The 16,855-nt window shown below is 30.2% G+C and carries 16 protein-coding genes; 10 read left to right on the forward strand and 6 right to left on the reverse strand.

Going from position 1 to position 16,855, the window contains the following annotated elements; all coding sequences use genetic code 11:
• Positions 1-57 precede the first annotated feature (57 nt).
• Positions 58-822, reverse strand: a complete 765-nt coding sequence (locus LOS89_RS11095; RefSeq protein ID WP_231835312.1) for an alpha/beta fold hydrolase — start codon at positions 820-822, stop codon at positions 58-60.
• A 1-nt stretch (position 823) separates the two neighbouring features.
• Positions 824-1,537, reverse strand: a complete 714-nt coding sequence (locus tag LOS89_RS11100; protein ID WP_231835313.1) for a pyridoxine 5'-phosphate synthase — start codon at positions 1,535-1,537, stop codon at positions 824-826.
• 93 nt (positions 1,538-1,630) lie between these two features.
• Between LOS89_RS11100 and LOS89_RS11105 the strand changes: the two genes are divergently transcribed.
• The 8 genes from LOS89_RS11105 (at position 1,631) to murI (ending at position 9,932) form a co-directional block, all read left to right on the forward strand.
• Positions 1,631-2,290 (forward strand): CBS domain-containing protein, encoded by a 660-nt coding sequence (locus LOS89_RS11105; RefSeq protein WP_231835314.1) that lies wholly within the window; start codon positions 1,631-1,633, stop codon positions 2,288-2,290.
• Between the two features lie 12 nt (positions 2,291-2,302).
• Positions 2,303-3,187 carry an NAD kinase gene (locus tag LOS89_RS11110; protein ID WP_231835315.1) on the forward strand — a complete coding sequence of 295 codons (885 nt, stop codon included), beginning with the start codon at positions 2,303-2,305 and terminating at the stop codon, positions 3,185-3,187.
• Between the two features lie 118 nt (positions 3,188-3,305).
• On the forward strand, positions 3,306-3,989 hold the full coding sequence (gene porG, locus LOS89_RS11115) for a type IX secretion system protein PorG (RefSeq protein ID WP_231835316.1): 684 nt from the start codon (positions 3,306-3,308) through the stop codon (positions 3,987-3,989).
• 1 nt (position 3,990) lies between these two features.
• On the forward strand, positions 3,991-4,746 hold the full coding sequence (uppS, locus tag LOS89_RS11120) for an undecaprenyl pyrophosphate synthase (protein WP_231835317.1): 756 nt from the start codon (positions 3,991-3,993) through the stop codon (positions 4,744-4,746).
• Positions 4,664-7,357 (forward strand): outer membrane protein assembly factor BamA, encoded by a 2,694-nt coding sequence (bamA, locus tag LOS89_RS11125; protein WP_231835318.1) that lies wholly within the window; start codon positions 4,664-4,666, stop codon positions 7,355-7,357. The genes uppS and bamA overlap by 83 nt, the downstream gene beginning before the upstream one ends.
• 112 nt (positions 7,358-7,469) lie before the next feature.
• Positions 7,470-8,534 carry an OmpH/Skp family outer membrane protein gene (locus LOS89_RS11130; protein ID WP_231835319.1) on the forward strand — a complete coding sequence of 355 codons (1,065 nt, stop codon included), beginning with the start codon at positions 7,470-7,472 and terminating at the stop codon, positions 8,532-8,534.
• A gap of 38 nt (positions 8,535-8,572) precedes the next feature.
• Complete coding sequence (locus LOS89_RS11135; RefSeq protein WP_231835320.1) at positions 8,573-9,076, forward strand: OmpH/Skp family outer membrane protein; 504 nt, start codon at positions 8,573-8,575, stop codon at positions 9,074-9,076.
• A gap of 73 nt (positions 9,077-9,149) precedes the next feature.
• Complete coding sequence (gene murI / locus LOS89_RS11140; protein ID WP_231835321.1) at positions 9,150-9,932, forward strand: glutamate racemase; 783 nt, start codon at positions 9,150-9,152, stop codon at positions 9,930-9,932.
• A 1-nt stretch (position 9,933) separates the two neighbouring features.
• On the opposite strand, the gene LOS89_RS11145 is transcribed toward murI, so the two are convergent.
• A complete protein-coding gene (locus LOS89_RS11145) occupies positions 9,934-10,446 on the reverse strand; it encodes a gamma carbonic anhydrase family protein (protein WP_231835322.1) in 513 nt (170 codons plus the stop codon).
• Positions 10,447-10,509: 63 nt separating this feature from the next.
• Positions 10,510-11,511 carry a PorP/SprF family type IX secretion system membrane protein gene (locus LOS89_RS11150; protein WP_231835323.1) on the reverse strand — a complete coding sequence of 334 codons (1,002 nt, stop codon included), beginning with the start codon at positions 11,509-11,511 and terminating at the stop codon, positions 10,510-10,512.
• A 323-nt stretch (positions 11,512-11,834) separates the two neighbouring features.
• Here LOS89_RS11150 and LOS89_RS11155 point away from each other — a divergent pair, with 323 nt between their 5' ends.
• Entirely contained in the window at positions 11,835-12,734 is a 900-nt protein-coding gene (locus LOS89_RS11155) for a NifU family protein (protein WP_231835324.1), read from the forward strand.
• A 46-nt stretch (positions 12,735-12,780) separates the two neighbouring features.
• On the opposite strand, the gene LOS89_RS11160 is transcribed toward LOS89_RS11155, so the two are convergent.
• Complete coding sequence (locus LOS89_RS11160; protein ID WP_231835325.1) at positions 12,781-15,033, reverse strand: inorganic phosphate transporter; 2,253 nt, start codon at positions 15,031-15,033, stop codon at positions 12,781-12,783.
• 324 nt (positions 15,034-15,357) lie between these two features.
• Here LOS89_RS11160 and LOS89_RS11165 point away from each other — a divergent pair, with 324 nt between their 5' ends.
• Positions 15,358-16,176, forward strand: coding sequence for a mechanosensitive ion channel family protein (locus LOS89_RS11165; RefSeq protein WP_231835326.1), 819 nt, complete (start codon positions 15,358-15,360; stop codon positions 16,174-16,176).
• Positions 16,177-16,178: 2 nt separating this feature from the next.
• On the opposite strand, the gene tsaB is transcribed toward LOS89_RS11165, so the two are convergent.
• Positions 16,179-16,838 carry a tRNA (adenosine(37)-N6)-threonylcarbamoyltransferase complex dimerization subunit type 1 TsaB gene (gene tsaB, locus LOS89_RS11170; RefSeq protein ID WP_231835327.1) on the reverse strand — a complete coding sequence of 220 codons (660 nt, stop codon included), beginning with the start codon at positions 16,836-16,838 and terminating at the stop codon, positions 16,179-16,181.
• Between the last annotated feature and the right edge of the window lie 17 nt (positions 16,839-16,855).

Here is a 16,855-nt window from a genome sequence, read left to right on the forward strand (position 1 = left end):
TATGAATTTTACAATTTTTTTAACTAAAAAATTATGCATGCATAATTTTTTGACGTTTTATTTAATAAAATCTATTACATAGTTAAAAAAATCGATTGGGTTTTCAGCATGCAACCAGTGTCCTGCATTTTTTATTGTTTCAATTTTGGATTTTGGAAAGTGGTGATAAATGGTTTCAAAATCACTATCCAATATATAATCCGATTTATCTCCTCTTAAAAACAAGGCCTCTTTATAGAATATATTTTCAAAAGGCAATGCTGTTCCAATGGTCTCTATTTTTTCATTAAAAACTTTTAGATTGAAACGAAAAGCCAATTGTTCTGGAGCAGCCCAATATAAATTTTTTAATAAAAATTGTCTTGTTCCAAAGTCTTTTATGTAGCCCGAAACTATTTCTTCCACTTCTCCTCTACTCGGTTTTTTAGAAAAATCAACCGCATTCAAAGCTGCTAAAATGGTTTGGTGATGTGGTGCATAATATTTCGGACCAATATCAGCCACAATTAATTTAGAAACTAATTCAGGATATGTTGTTGCTAAAAGCATTGCAACTTTTCCACCCATAGAATGCCCTATAATACTGATATCTGCTAGTTTATGATAATCGCAATATTGCTTTACATCTTCTACCATGATATCATATGAAAAATCTTCTGAATGAAAACTTTTGCCGTGATTTCTTAAGTCTAAAGCGTGAACTTGAAAACCTTCATTTGCAAATTGAGTTCCTAAAGTTTTCCAATTGTCTGACATTCCTAAAAAACCGTGGATAATTACTAATGGCTTTCCTTCGCCTTCTATTCTTGAATGCAATAACATCTTATTTCAATTTTTGAAGATACATATTCACTACATTTTCCAATCCTAAATATAAAGATTCTGAAATCAGAGCATGACCAATCGAAACTTCAAGCAATCCAGGAATATTGTCTTTGAAAAACTTGATATTATCCAAACTCAAATCATGCCCTGCATTAATTCCTAATCCTAGTTCATTCGCTTTGATTGCGGCTTTTACGTAAGGCTCAATTCCGCTTTTATTTCCTAATCCATATTCGTGAGCAAAAGATTCGGTATACAATTCAATTCTTTCTGTTCCTGTAGCTTTTGCTCCTTCAATCATTCGTTCATCGGCATCCACAAAAATAGATGTTCGGATTCCGTTTCTTTGAAATTCTTGAATAACTTCTATTAAATACGATTGATGTTTTATAGTATCCCAACCCGCATTAGAAGTCAAAGCTCCAATAGCATCGGGAACCAAAGTCACTTGAGTAGGCTTACATTCTAAAACCAAATCGATAAAATTATGTTGTGGATTTCCTTCAATATTATATTCGGTATACACAACCGATTTTAAATCGCGTGCATCTTGATAGCGAATATGTCTTTCATCGGGTCTTGGATGAATGGTTATTCCTTGTGCTCCAAATTGCTGAATATCTTTTGCAACTTTCAATAAATCAGGAACATTTCCTCCTCTTGAATTTCGAAGTGTGGCAATTTTATTAATATTTACAGATAACTTTGTCATAATAATTTTAATTTATACAAAAATACAAAGTATAAGTTAGCTAGCATGTAGTATTTTTTGATTAATTTGCGATATATTTTCATCTTATCTACAATGAATAATTTAACAAGCTACATCACTAACGAAATAAAACCATTAAAACACACGGATTCAATAGCGGAAGCACAGGATTTATTTTTAGACTTTCGATACAGTCATTTTCCAGTAACCGAAGATGGTGTATATATTGGCTGCGTGAGCAAAGAAAATGTAGAACTATTAAATAGTGATTCTATCATTAATGATAGTCGATTTCATTTTGAACGTTTTTTTGTTCGTACTACTACCATTTGGCTTGATGTATTGGAGATTTTTGCTAAAAACGAAAGCAACTTAATTCCCGTTTTAGATGACAAAAATACTTATTTAGGATATTATGAACTTGAAGATGTAATTCGCTTTTTTCATGAAACGCCATTCTTAAAAGAAGAAGGTGGAATTATTGTAGTTAAAAAAGAATCGGATAAATTTTCTATGAGTCAGGTGTCCCAAATCATAGAAAGTAATAACGCCAAAATTTTAGGATCATTTATCTCAAATGTTGTGGGAAAAAAAGTAGAAATTACTATAAAAATCAGTCAAAGTGGCTTAAACGATATTATTCAAACTTTTAGACGTTATGAATATGAAATCATTTCGGAACATCAGGAAGATTCTTATTTAAATAGCTTAAAAGAACGTTCAGATTACTTAGACAAATATTTAAATATTTAAAAATAGATCGTAATGAAAATAGCATTATTTGGTCAATATTATCAAAATAGTACGGCCGAAACGGTACAAAAAGTAGTTTCATTTTTAGAGTCAAAAGATATTGAAATTGCTTTTGAAGCACATTTTTTAGACATTTTAAAAGAAAAAAATATCGTTTCAAAAAATTATAAAACATACTCTTGCCACAAAACATTAAATAATGATTTTAAAGCTTTAATTAGCATTGGCGGTGACGGTACAATACTAAAAGCCGCCACATTTGTTAGAGATAAAAATATTCCTATTATTGGAATTAACGCTGGAAGATTAGGTTTCTTAGCAACGATTCAGTTTGATAACATTGAACCACTTTTGCAAAAACTACTTGATAATGATTATGCTATTTCAAAAAGAACTTTATTGAGTATTAAAACTACTCCAGAATACGACAATTTTAGCGAATTAGATTTTGCTCTAAACGAAGTTACCGTTGCCCGAAAAGACACCACTTCGATGATTACTATTATAACCTATTTAAATGGCGAATATCTTACTTCATATTGGGCAGATGGTTTAATTATTTCAACACCTACAGGCTCAACAGGGTATTCTTTAAGTTGTGGAGGACCAGTTCTTACTCCAAATGTAGAAAGTTTGGTAATTACACCAATGGCACCACACAACCTAAATGCAAGACCTTTAGTTATTCCAGATGATATGGAAATTGAACTTCGCATTTCAGGACGTGAAGAACAGTTTTTAATTTCGTTAGATTCGAGGATATCAGCAGTTTCTAAAGATACCGTTGTAAAAATTAAAAAATCTCCGTTTACCATTTCAATAATTGAGTTCAAAGAAGAATCTTTTTTAAACACTATCAGAAAAAAATTACTTTGGGGAGAAGATAAAAGAAATTAACATCTTTCTTATATCATTATTCATTTTTTAGCGTTTCTATTTATAATTAATAACAAAAAAATCTCATAAAATAGGGATAAGAAATCAATATTATTATATTTGCAAACTATTTAAAAAAATGAAGTACCTATTATTTTACACATTACTGATTTTCTGCAACTTCAATGCTTATTCTCAAATCAACGAATTAGGTGTTTTTGTTGGGGGTGTTAACTATATAGGTGATGTAGGTCCAACAAGTTACATATCTCCAAATGAGCCTGCAATAGGAATACTATACAGATGGAATAGAAGTCCGAGGCATTCTTACAGATTTTCATATACCCAAGGAAGTTTAACTTCAAATGATAAAGACAGTGATGTTCCTAGTAGAAATTTAAGAGGGTTTTCATTTAAAAATAGTGTTAAAGAATTTTCAGCTGGTTTAGAATTTAACTTCCTGGACTTTGACTTACATGATTCAAAAACTAAAATATCTCCATATGTTTATAGCGGAATTAGCTATTTTATTTATGATGAAATATACATACTAAATAATAAAAGCAACGAAGATTATCAAAGCAGCACATTTGCTATCCCTATAATAGTAGGTTTAAAAGGACGTTTCTTTGAAAATTTTATTATTGGAGCTGAGGTAGGATTACGATATTCTTTCACTGATAATTTAGATGGAAGTAATCCAAAAAATGATAATTTTGAAACTTTACGCTTTGGAAATTTAAACAGTAACGATTGGTATGTGTTTACTGGATTAACACTAACTTACACATTTGGGCAAAACCCATGTTTTTGTTCTGAATAATATGGAATTATTACAAAAGATAAATACCGATTATTTACCCAACCATTTAGCTATTATAATGGATGGCAATGGAAGATGGGCAAAACAAAAAGGAATGTTACGTGCTTTAGGGCATGAAAATGGAACCAAATCAGTAAGAACAACTGTAGAAGCATGTGCAAAACTAGGTATTAAAAACCTAACACTTTATGCTTTTTCAACTGAAAACTGGAATCGACCAAAATTAGAAGTTGACACCCTAATGAAGTTATTAGTTTCTTCATTAAAAAAAGAAATTAAAACATTACAAAGCAATAATATCAAATTAAATGCAATTGGAAATTTAACAAATTTACCCGATAGCGTGCAAAAAGAATTACTAGAAGTAATCAATAAAACAGCTGAAAACACAAGAATGACGTTAACACTAGCGCTAAGCTATGGTTCACGAGAAGAGTTAATACAAGCTGTTAAAAAAATATCAAACAAAGTTAAAAATAATATAATTTCTGAAGAGGCTATTGACGAATCAATTATTAATCAGCATCTTTACACACACAATTTGCCAGATGTAGATTTAGTAATTAGAACTAGCGGTGAACACAGAATAAGTAATTTCCTATTATGGCAAATTGCATATGCCGAATTTTATTTTACAGATGTCCTTTGGCCAGATTTTTCAGAGAACGATTTATATGAGTCAATTATTAGTTATCAAAAACGTGAACGCAGATTTGGAAAAACCAGCGAACAAATTATACCCGAAAAAAATGTTTAAAAAAGCAATACAATTATTTTCTATCCTATTATTACTGAATAACATTTCTATTTTTGCTCAAGAAACTAAACTTGAAAATGGAAAAGAATATATTTTAGCTAAAATTCAAGTTACAGGAAAAATTTCCTATAACGAGCAAACTGTTACTACTTTTACAGGACTCGAAAAAGGACAAACAATAATGGTTCCAGGGGAAGACATTAGTATTGCAATTAAAAAACTATGGAAATTAGGATTGTTTTCTGATGTAAACTTCTATGTAAATGAAATTAAAGGAGATAGTATTTTTCTAGAATTGAATATTAATGAATTACCTAAAATTTCTGATGTAAAAATAAAAGGGGTTAAAAAAGGTAAATCTGAAGAACTAATTAAAGAAACCGACTTAAAAAAGGGGAAAATTGTTAATGAAAATTTGATCACTACAACAAAAAATTACTTCGAAAATAAATATAAAAAAGAAGGTTATTACCAAACTAAAGTTGTTATCAACACAATTCCTGATAGTATTGATACTGAAGTTAAAATGGTAATCAACATTGATAGAGGAAACAAAGTAAAGGTAAAAAATATAGATTTTGAAGGCAATGAACAACTTAGTGATGCAAAGTTGAGAAAAGCTTTTAAAAACACAAAGCAACGTAATCCAATTCGCATTTTTAAAAAATCAAAGTTTATCAAAGAAAAATACAAAGAAGACTTAGCTTCTGTAATTGATAAATATAAAGAAAAAGGAAACAGAGATGCTCGAATAATTTCAGATTCTGTTATTTACGATAAATCTTCTAATACTTTATCTATTAAAGTAAAATTAGAAGAAGGTAGAAAATACTATTTTGGCGACATACGCTATTTAGGAAATACCGTTTATACTGACAATCAGTTAAACTCAATTTTAGGAATTAAAAAAGGAGATGTGTATAACGGAACAATCCTGCAAAAAAGAATTGCTGACAATACAAAACCAGATGGGGAAGATTTAACAAACTTATATCAGAACACTGGATATTTATTTTCAAGTATCAACCCTGTTGAAGTTAGAACAGTAAATGACACCATTGATTTTGAAATCAGAATTACCGAAGGACCAATTGCTTATTTCAACAAAATTACAGTTGTTGGTAATGACAAAACAAACGACCATGTAATTTATAGAGAACTTAAAACAAGACCTGGGCAAAAATACAGCAAAGAAGATTTAGTTCGTTCGATTCGTGAAATTGGCCAATTAGGATTCTTTGATCCTGAAGCGATCAAACCTGATTTCAAAAATGTTGACCCTCAAGCAGGAACAGTTGACATCGAATATAATGTAGTTGAAAAAGGTTCGAGTCAAGTAGAACTTCAAGGAGGCTACGGTGGAGGTGGATTTATTGGGACTTTAGGATTATCTTTCAATAATTTCTCTGCAAGAAAAATGTTCAAAAAAGATGCTTACAAACCGCTACCTATGGGAGATGGGCAAAAATTAGCCTTACGCTTACAAGGAAGTTCGTATTTCCAAACGTATAGTTTATCATTCTCTGAACCATGGTTTGGAGGAAAAAAACCCGTAAGTTTTTCTACATCTTTATCTCATAGTAAACAATTTTTATACAATTATAGATCCAGAGATGTCAATAGAAACCAAAGCTTTAATATTACCTCTTTATCTGTTGGTATTGCAAAAAGATTAAAAGTACCAGATGATTATTTTGTATTATCACAAGCTGTTTCTTTCCAATATTATGATTTAAACAACTACAATACTGGATTGTTTACATTTGGAAATGGAGCCTCTAGAAACTTAGCTTACACAATTGGCCTTTCTAGAAACAGTAAAGGAGTAAACCCAATATTCCCTACAACTGGTTCCGAATTCAGTATCAGTGGAAAATTTACGCTGCCTTACTCTCTATTTAATGGAATTGACTATGCAGATTTAAAAAACCAGGCAGCATATAAAATTAGAGCTACCGAAGCCGGAGAAGCTCCAGACGGATCCAACTATCCTGCCGGAAGTTATTTAAATAGTGAAGGTTATCCTGTTACAGACCCTGCTGATGCTGCTGTAGACCAAGGAAAAGTAGATCAAAAAAGGTTCAACTGGTTAGAATATTATAAAATCAAATTTAAAGCAGATTGGTATACTCGTGTTTATGAAAAATTAGTCTTAAGAACTAATGCTGAGTTTGGATTTATGGGGGCTTATAACTCTGACAGAGGTTTAGTTCCATTTGAAAGATTCTTCTTAGGTGGTGACGGTTTAGCTAACTTTTCTTTAGACGGAAGAGAAGTTATACAATTAAGAGGATATCCTAATAACTCATTATCATCACAAGATGGAGGAACAATTTATAATAAATTTTCATTAGAGCTACGTTATCCAATTACATTAAATCAGTCCGCATCTATTTACGCATTAAGTTTCTTAGAAGCAGGTTCTGCGTTTGACACATTCAAAGAATACAATCCATTTAAACTTCAACGCTCTGCTGGTGTTGGTATTCGTGTATTTATGCCAGCATTCGGTTTACTTGGTATTGACTTTGCTCATGGTTTTGATGCAATTCCTGGAGAGACAGTTAAAAGTGGTTGGCAAACACACTTTATTATTGGTCAACAATTTTAAGGTTTGTTTGTACTTTTTTGTTAAATTCGTAAAAATATTTTATCATTAATTACGTTTGATACTTATTAAAGTAGAATCATAAAGATTCAACCACCAACAAAACTAAATTGAAATGAAAAAACTATTATTTATACTTGCTTTAATCTCTTTTTCTGCCAATGCCCAAACCGCAAGAGGTGTTAAAATTGGCTACATAGATATGGAATATATCCTAGAAAAAGTGCCTGATTATGCAGATGCCTTGAATCAATTAGAGCAAAAAGCTCAAAAATGGAAGCAAGAAATAGAAGTTAAAAAAAATGAAATCAACAAGTTAAAAGAAGCTTTAAAAACAGAAAGAGTTCTTTTAACAAAAGAACTAATTGAAGAAAGAGAAGAAGAAATCGCTCACCAAGAAAAGGAATTACTTGATTATCAAGAAAAAAGATTTGGACCAGCAGGTGATTTAATTATTCAAAAATCTGTTTTAGTTAAACCTATACAAGATCAAATCTTTACAATTGTTCAAGATGTAGCAGAACAAAGAAAATACGACTTTATCTTCGACAAATCTTCAGATTTAACCATGTTGTTTGCCGCTCAAAAGTATGATATTAGTGATTTTGTCGTTAAGAAATTAGCTGCTTCTCAAAAAAGAGAAGAAATGACTAAAAAACAACTTAAAGCACAGGAAGCTAAAGAAGCTTTAGAGGAAGCTGTTGAAGAAAACCCCGCTTTTACAGAACGCCAAAGAATCTTAGACGAGAAAAAAGCAGCAAGAGAAAAGCTAATTGAAGAACGCAAACAAGCTACCGAACAAAAGAAAGCTGAAGCTGCAGAAAAAAGAAAAAAATTACTTGAAGAGAGAGATGCTAAAAAAAATGGCACAGTAATTGAAAAAGATTCTAACAAGACTGAAACTAAGGACGACACAAAAACAAAATCTAAAGAATCAGGAGCAAAAGAATCTGAAACAAAAAAAGAAGGTGAAGTAAAAACTGAAACTGAAGCAAAAAAAGATGGCGAAGTTAAAGATGAAGGAGAGAAAAAATTAACTCCTGCTGAAATAAGACAAAAAGCTATCGACGATAGAAATAAAAAATTAGAAGAGCGCAAAAAGGCTATCGAAGAAAAAAAGAAAAAAATGGCTGAAGAAAAAGAAGCCGCTAAAAAAGAGAAAGAACAGAAAACTGAATAGAGAACAGAAATTAAATAACTTAAATTTTAAAATTAAAAATGAAACAATTAAAAACTTTAGCAATCGCAATCGTACTTTTCATTGGAACTCAGGTTTCAGCTCAATCAAAAGTAGCGCATATAGATGTTCAAACATTAATGACTACTATGCCTGAAATGAAAACAGCTCAAGAGCAAATGAAAAAGATTCAGGATACTTACGATAAAGATTACAAAAACATGGTTGCAGAATACCAAACTAAATTGCAAAAATACGAGCAAGAAGCTCCAACAGCTGGTGACGCTTTAAATGAAACTCGTTCAAAAGAAATGCAAGATATGGGTAGCCGAATTCAACAATTTGAACAAACTGCAAAAAAAGAATTAGGTCAAAAAGAATTAGATTTAATCAAACCTATTATGGAAAAAGCTCAAAAAGCAATCCAAAAAGTAGCTAAAGCTAAAGGTGTTAACTACGTTTTAGATTCTACAACAGGTTCTGGAGTTCTTTTCGCTGAAGGAATTGACTTATTAGCAGACGTTAAAAAAGAATTAGGTTTCTAATTAATTCAAAAATAGAATTTAAAAACTGTTCAATCTAAGTTAAGATTGAACAGTTTTTTTTATTTTTGTTACTATGAAAAATGAATGTCCTATAGGGTTATTTGATTCGGGAATTGGCGGCACTTCTATTTGGAAAGAAGTTCACGCATTATTACCAAACGAAAATACAATCTATTTAGCCGATAGTATTAATGCTCCATATGGACTAAAATCTAAAGAAGAAATTATTGCTTTAAGCATTAAAAACACGGAGTTTTTATTGAATCAAAATTGCAAAATGATAATTGTGGCTTGCAATACAGCAACCACAAATGCAATAAAAGAACTAAGAGCTAAATACCACGACATTCCTTTTATTGGTATTGAACCAGCAATAAAGCCTGCAGCATTACAGTCGCAAACGCAAACCATTGGCATATTAGCTACTAAAGGAACCTTAAATAGCGATTTATTTCACAAAAGCGTTGCTAATCATCCTGAAGTAAACATTATAGAGCAAATAGGGCACGGATTAGTGCAATTAATTGAAAATGGCGATATGGATTCTCCTGAAATGGAAGAATTGCTTAAAAGTTATTTAACACCGATGATTGAGAAAAACATCGATTATTTGGTCTTAGGCTGTAGTCATTATCCCTATTTAATTCCGCAAATCAAAAAGATAATACCTTCTCATATTAAAATTATCGATTCTGGTGAAGCTGTAGCCAAACAAACTAAAAAGATATTAGAGCTACACAATTTACTTAATAATTCTAACGAAAAAAGCTCGCAAATTTTTTATACAAATAGCGAGCCTGAAGTTTTAGAAAAAATTCTAAATTATTCCGAAAAAGTAGTTTTTAAAAACTTCTAGTTTATTCTTTAAACCAACCAGAATACATTACGTAATTATTAGATATACGCTCAATTTCTCCAGCGAAATCACTTTGATCAATATCTTTTACCTTTTTAGCAGGAACACCTGCATAAATGCATCCAGATTCAACAATTGTGTTTTGTGTAATAACTGAACCCGCCGCAACAATTGAATTACTCTCTATAACACAATTATCCATTACAATAGCCCCCATTCCTATCAAAACATTGTCTTTAATAGTACACCCGTGAACAATTGCATTGTGTCCTATTGAAACATTATTACCAATAACCGTTGGATGTTTTTGATAAGTACAATGAATTACAGCTCCATCCTGAATATTTACCTTATTTCCAATTGAAATTGAATTAACATCACCTCTTATTACAGCATTAAACCAAACGCTACAATTTGCGCCAAAAGTTACTTCACCAACAATAGTTGCATTCTCAGCAACATAACAATCTTCTGGTATTTGAGGAAATTTTCCATTTACTTCTTTAATCAACATAACTATTTGTTTTATAAAAAAATGTCCCGATAAATCGGGACAAGTATATTTGAATTTATATTTTTAGTTAACCGCAGGACAGTTACAATCCCAAGCTTTATCTTTACAGAAGATATTCATACCCAGAGTAATTTGGTGAAATCCTCCATTATCAAACTTAACATCACCCATAACATGAGAGTAAGTATAAGAAAACATGAATTTATCGTAATTTAAACCAACAATTGGAGTAATCCATTGCAATTTTTGCTCTTCTAAAGAACCATCTGAAGCAAACTGTGCTCCATCAAAACTTCTTCTATATGATAAACCACCCCAAAGTTTTCCAAAATCTAATTGTTTATAAACCTTTAAGTTTAAGTCAATCGCTTTTTCTTTAGTTTCTGAAGTATATTGAAACATGAATGATGGTTCGAACATTAAATTGTTTTCATTACCAAAAACAGCACCAGCACTCCATAAATATTTACTTAAATTATCCGATTCTACATCTGTATACAATTCTCTTTTGTTTGCTAGGAAATTTTTAATTGTGAAATGAGTAAAGAAATCCATATAATGGTATGAAACTCCTAAATCAACATTAAAATAAGCATCTTTTGTAATTACACCAGGAACAACTGCTGGATCAAATGGTTGACTAACAAAATCGGTTCCATCTAAAGTACTTTGTACAAAAGCAGCACTTAAACCAAAAGATAACTGATTTAAATCTAAAGTTCCTCTTGAGAATCTTAAGTGGTGAGCATAAGTTAATTTTGCTCCTTTTTGTGAATGATACCCATTCTTATCATTAAACATTATAACTCCCATACCAGATCTTCCATCTTCATCTAATGCAGTATTGAAACTGATTGTTTGTAAAGCTGGTGCATCTTCCTGACCAAACCATTGCTGACGAGCTGTAAGTCTAATTTTACCACAATTAGCAGCACCTGCCATTGAAGGGTGAATCAAATAATAATTATCCGATAAATAATCCGAATACACAGCTACCCCCTCTTGAGAAAAAGAAAATTGAGCTAATAAAAATGCTAAAATAAAATAACTCTTTTTAAAATTCATTGTAGTTATTGTTTAATGAAAACATACTTCTTACTATCCTAACCAAAACTTAACTTTAAGTTTAGGATATCGTGATTAAAAAAGTTGAAATTTCTCCTTTTTTACTACGAACTTGCCAAAGATATAAATTTTTGTGTTTCTTTTACAATTCGCTTAAAATATTCTTAAGATTAATTTGTGATTTTTAATGTTAAAATTTAAAAATCGGAAAATTGTTGATTTAATTGGTCAAAATATAATAAAAAGTTAAATAAAAAAGTCTCCAATTAAAATAAACAAAGATGTCTATCTAACTTTGTATCTTTGCAAAAAAAATAATCATCATGCAAGTAATCGCAACTAAAATAACTCAAAATCCTGCCATTGTAAAATTTGAATTGGATGAAATTATAGTTAGAACTGAAAATTTTGAATTCAAAAACATTGATGAAACTCAAAATTCTCCTTTAGCTAAACAATTGTTTTTTTTACCATTTGTAAAAACAGTTTACATTTCTGGTAATTTCATAGCTATTGAAAAATTTTCAATAGTTGAATGGGAAGACGTAAAAGAGGATGTAGCCAATCAAATCAATGATTTTATAACTAACGGTGGAATTGTAATTAATGTAGACGAAAATAAAGCAAAAAAACAACCTATTACAATTTACGCAGAAACAACTCCAAATCCTTCGGTTCTTAAATTTGTTTCTAATAAACTATTAACTAAAACTGCTCTTGAATGTAAAAACATTGACGAAACAAGCGCATCCCCTTTAGCAAAAGAACTTTTTAAATTCCCATTTGTTAAAGAAGTATTTATTGACGAAAATTACATCTCCGTTACAAAATTTGCAGTAACAGAATGGGACGAAATCACTCTTGAATTAAGAACTTTCATTAAGGAGTATATTGAAAACGGAAATGTAGTAATTGATGAATCTGCCATTGTAAAGACAGAAATTCATCAAAAACAACAAGAAGCATATTTTGATGCTTTAGATGTAACTTCACAACAAATCATTAATATCATTGAAGAATATGTTAAACCAGCTGTACAAAGTGATGGCGGAAACATTATGTTTGAATCTTTTGATCCAGAAGAAAAAAGAGTAAAAGTAGTTTTACAAGGCGCTTGTAGCGGTTGTCCATCATCTACATTTACTTTGAAAAATGGAATCGAAAACATGTTAAAAGACATGCTTAAAGATGAAGCAATTAAAGTTGAAGCAATCAACGGTTAATCACTAATTCATTATAAAATAAATAAAGAGCCTTTCGGCTCTTTTTTTATTTCTTATTATTGTGTTGATTGAATTCTTTGAACATCTCTAACAAATTCATAATCGATTTAATTAAATCATTTGTTTCAAGAAGTAAAGCAAAATACAACTTACTGTTTTTTGGACTAGTTTCTGTTGTTCTAATTCTGATAATTTGTTTTGAAATTAAATCAGAAACAGAATCTAAGAATACTTTTTTATCATTTAAAATCTCATCTAATTTAGAGAAATCTTCTGATTTAAAACTAGATTCTAATCGACTAAACAATTCTTGTAACTGCGTATCTACAGTTTTTAGATCGCGAATTTGATTGAATTTTAATTTCTTGTGATTGTTATTTACGTGAGAATGGCTACTTGTCGTAATAAAATCAATTGACTGTACCATATCTTGTAAGTAACCTAAAATTAAAATATAAAACTTACTTGCCTCAACAGAATTCTCATCTAAATTCTTGATAAAATAGAAAACATTACTTTTTAATTCATCAATTTCTTTTTCTAACTTCTTAAGTGATTTCTTGTTCTCCTTAAGTTTCGCTAAATCTTGTAAACCTAAATTATCAATTACATTAGAATATAATGCGCTAGTTTTTCTTAGTACTTTAGAAATCTGAGAAGAACTTTCTGTAATCATTTCTTTTAATGTTACAATATCTTCTTTTCTCAAACTTTTAATCTCTTCTTCTTCTTTAACTTTCTTTTTATGAATTTGATTACTTCTGTAAAAGAAAATAGCTACGATAATCATAAATGCGAAGAAAGCAAAAACTTCTCCAATGAATAAAATATAAGCAATAATAGCTGATGACAAGAACGCTGCGATAGCTGTTACAAACCAACCTCCAATTACATTGAACACACCCGCAACACGGTAAACAGCACTTTCTCTATCCCAAGCTCTATCCGCAAAAGACGAACCCATTGCAACCATAAATGTTACATAAGTAGTAGATAAAGGTAATTTCATTGAAGTACCAATAGAAATTAATACAGATGCAACAATTAAGTTAACAGATGCACGAACCATATCAAACATTGGTTGCTCATCTCTTTTTCCAGTATATTCAGGTTGAACAAACTGAGCGTCTAATTTTTTTTGTAATGATTTAGGTAAAATAAAACTAATAATATTACCTACATACATTATAGCTCGAACTAAATTTCTAGATAAATTATTTGCGTTATATTTTTCATTTCCTTCTCCTTGTCTTGAAAGATTTTGTTCTGTTTCTAAAACGGTTCTTGCTTTTTTAGAAGTCCATAAAGTATAAACCATGATAGCACCAGCTGCAGCTAAGAAAATGAATGGAGCAGGAAGATTTTCACCTTCTAAACCAGACATCATGAATTCAGTAGCACCTAAAGTTTGTCCAGGAGCAGCATACATTTCATAAGCTTGATAAGCTGCAATTGGAACTCCAATAAAATTTACTAAGTCATTACCCGCAAAAGCTAAAGCTAAACCGAAAGTTCCAACGATTATGATAAATTTAAAAATATTAAATCTAACAACACTCATTAAAAACTGACATATAATTGTCCAAATTACCAATGAATATCCAATAATTGTAAATGGCTCTTCTTTAATGAAATCTTTAACATCTGAAGGAACAAAAGTAACCGATTTCAAACCTTTTACTAAGATAAAGAAAGTAATAGCTGTCATGGCAAAACCACCAAAAATAGCACCTACATACTTATATCTTTTATCGATATGAAAACTAAATAATAAACGAGAAATATATTGAACTAGGGAACCTAATCCAAAAGATAATGCTACTGACAACAATATACTGTAAACAATTTCTGTTGCTTTCTTAGTGTTAATATAAGTTCCTAAAGCATCAAAATTACCATCAGCAACATATACTTTATAAACTGCTAAAACAACTGAAGAACCTAATAAAGAGAAAATTACAGAAACCGTTGTTGATGTTGGCAAACCTAACGTATTAAATACATCTAGCAACAATACATCGGTAATCATTACTGCCAGGAATATTATAATAACATCGTTAAAACTAAACATACTTGGCGTGAAAATACCATTTCTAGCAATTTCCATCATTCCGTTAGAATAAAGAGCTCCAACTGCAACACCTAAACTCGCAACAATCATAATAGTTTTAAAAGAAACTGCTTTTGACCCAATTGCTGAGTTTAAGAAATTAACTGCATCATTACTAACTCCTACCATTAAATCGGTAATTGCAAGTATTGCTAATGCAATCAACATTATAATATAAATTTGTTCCATTCTTTAATGAATTAATTTTGTACAAAAGTCCTTCAAGATTTTGAATCTTATGTTAACTTAATGTTATCAATTTTACCACAGTCCATTTTCAAAATTAAGCAGTTAATCTTAATTTAAAACAAATTTAATGCAATATAAATACTAAAAAACCTAAAATCCTTTAAACAAATTTACTGAAATTTAAATAGTTAGTTGTTGAATATATCAATCGAATTATCAATTCATAACAGATTAGAATTCCTTTAAAACATCAAAACCTCTAATGAAAGCGTCTTATCCTTTTTTTAATTTAAAATTGGTTTCAATATCTTTGTAAAAAAAAATATGCAAGCAATTGAAATACAAAATTACTTTACAACCATTCAAAATTTAGTTTTAGAATACTCGCCAAAATTTGTTGCAGCAATACTAATTTTACTTATTGGACTTTGGGGAACAAGTTTCATTACCAAAACAGCAAAACGCATCATGGTAAAACGCCATGTCGAATCAACGTTATCTAACTTTATTGGAAATGTTATTTTCTGGACGTTACGCATTTTACTTTTTGTAACTGTAATTTCAAAATTAGGAATAGAAACTTCTTCTTTTGTAGCTATATTAGGAGCAGCTGGTTTAGCAATAGGTCTATCACTTCAAGGTTCATTATCCAATTTTGCTGGAGGAATTTTGATTATTTTATTCAAACCTTTCCGATTAGGAGATTTTATCGAAGCACAAGGAGTAGCTGGAACAGTAAAAGACATTAAAATATTTTCCACAGTAATTACTTCTCCAGATAATAAACAAATTGTAATTCCAAATGCTTCTCTTTCAAATGGTGTTATAACCAACTTTACAGCAAATGGTGTTAGAAGAGTTGATTTAATAATTTCGGTAGATTACAATACCGATTTACAATTAGCAAAAAACACTATTGATAGAGTTTTAAAATCTATTCCAGAAATTTTACAACAACCTGAAGCTACAATTTTTATAAACGAATTAGCTACAAGTTCAATTGATTTTACTGTTAGACCTTACACAGAAAATGAAAACTTTTGGAAAGTAAAATCAGATGTGTTAGAAAAAATTAAGAAAGAATTCGATCTTGTTGGAATTGAAATACCATATCCACACCAAGTTGAAATTCATAAAGAATAAAATTATTTGATTAAAACAAAGTCTTTTAAATAATAAGGTTCAAAATAAGCGACATCAACAAAGTCGCTTTTTTTGTACTTATCAAATGACAACTCGCTCATTTCTTTTGAAGATGGAAAAACAACATCAGAATGAAATTTGAATTTTTCATTTATTAAAGTCATTTTGAATTTTTCAGTACCATCTCCTACCAAATGAATATTTTCATTTATTTCCTGATACGAATTCTCATCGATTATTTCAGCTTCTGTTTTTCTTATTAAATTGTAGTCTTTATCATAAATAGCAGTAAATACTTCCATTCTGCGAGCATCGATCATTGGGATAATGATTCCACTTTCTACTTTAATTTGTTTTGCCAAAAGTTGCAACGTATCAATTGCTATTAATGGAATATTTAAAGCATAACAAAAGCCTTTTGCAGAGGAAACTCCAATTCGCAATCCAGTGTAAGAGCCTGGACCTTGACTAACAGCTACTGCTGACAAATCTTTAAACTGCAAATTATTTTCAGCCAATAATGCTTCAATAAAAACGTGTAATTTTTCAGCATGAGAAAAATTTTGCTCAGCAATTTCTCTGAAAGCAATTGTTTTCCCTTCTTTTGCCAAAGCTACAGAACAATTTTTTGTTGCCGTTTCTATATTAAGTATAATCGCCATAATTGAGTTTTTGAAAT

Origin of the sequence: Flavobacterium channae, from assembly GCF_021172165.1 — a bacterium.
Classification (GTDB): domain Bacteria; phylum Bacteroidota; class Bacteroidia; order Flavobacteriales; family Flavobacteriaceae; genus Flavobacterium; species Flavobacterium channae.

What these genes read in the sequence shown, in the direction of transcription:
- murI (WP_231835321.1), top strand. Translation starts at nt 9,150, where the DNA reads ATGAAAAATGAATGTCCTATAGGGTTATTTGATTCGGGAATTGGCGGC.
- LOS89_RS11135 (WP_231835320.1), top strand. Translation starts at nt 8,573, where the DNA reads ATGAAACAATTAAAAACTTTAGCAATCGCAATCGTACTTTTCATTGGA.
- porG (WP_231835316.1), top strand. Translation starts at nt 3,306, where the DNA reads ATGAAGTACCTATTATTTTACACATTACTGATTTTCTGCAACTTCAAT.
- bamA (WP_231835318.1), top strand. Translation starts at nt 4,664, where the DNA reads ATGAGTCAATTATTAGTTATCAAAAACGTGAACGCAGATTTGGAAAAA.
- tsaB (WP_231835327.1), bottom strand. Translation starts at nt 16,838, where the DNA reads ATGGCGATTATACTTAATATAGAAACGGCAACAAAAAATTGTTCTGTA.
- LOS89_RS11130 (WP_231835319.1), top strand. Translation starts at nt 7,470, where the DNA reads ATGAAAAAACTATTATTTATACTTGCTTTAATCTCTTTTTCTGCCAAT.
- LOS89_RS11100 (WP_231835313.1), bottom strand. Translation starts at nt 1,537, where the DNA reads ATGACAAAGTTATCTGTAAATATTAATAAAATTGCCACACTTCGAAAT.
- LOS89_RS11095 (WP_231835312.1), bottom strand. Translation starts at nt 822, where the DNA reads ATGTTATTGCATTCAAGAATAGAAGGCGAAGGAAAGCCATTAGTAATT.
- LOS89_RS11145 (WP_231835322.1), bottom strand. Translation starts at nt 10,446, where the DNA reads ATGTTGATTAAAGAAGTAAATGGAAAATTTCCTCAAATACCAGAAGAT.
- LOS89_RS11165 (WP_231835326.1), top strand. Translation starts at nt 15,358, where the DNA reads ATGCAAGCAATTGAAATACAAAATTACTTTACAACCATTCAAAATTTA.
- LOS89_RS11105 (WP_231835314.1), top strand. Translation starts at nt 1,631, where the DNA reads ATGAATAATTTAACAAGCTACATCACTAACGAAATAAAACCATTAAAA.
- LOS89_RS11160 (WP_231835325.1), bottom strand. Translation starts at nt 15,033, where the DNA reads ATGGAACAAATTTATATTATAATGTTGATTGCATTAGCAATACTTGCA.
- LOS89_RS11150 (WP_231835323.1), bottom strand. Translation starts at nt 11,511, where the DNA reads ATGAATTTTAAAAAGAGTTATTTTATTTTAGCATTTTTATTAGCTCAA.
- uppS (WP_231835317.1), top strand. Translation starts at nt 3,991, where the DNA reads ATGGAATTATTACAAAAGATAAATACCGATTATTTACCCAACCATTTA.
- LOS89_RS11155 (WP_231835324.1), top strand. Translation starts at nt 11,835, where the DNA reads ATGCAAGTAATCGCAACTAAAATAACTCAAAATCCTGCCATTGTAAAA.
- LOS89_RS11110 (WP_231835315.1), top strand. Translation starts at nt 2,303, where the DNA reads ATGAAAATAGCATTATTTGGTCAATATTATCAAAATAGTACGGCCGAA.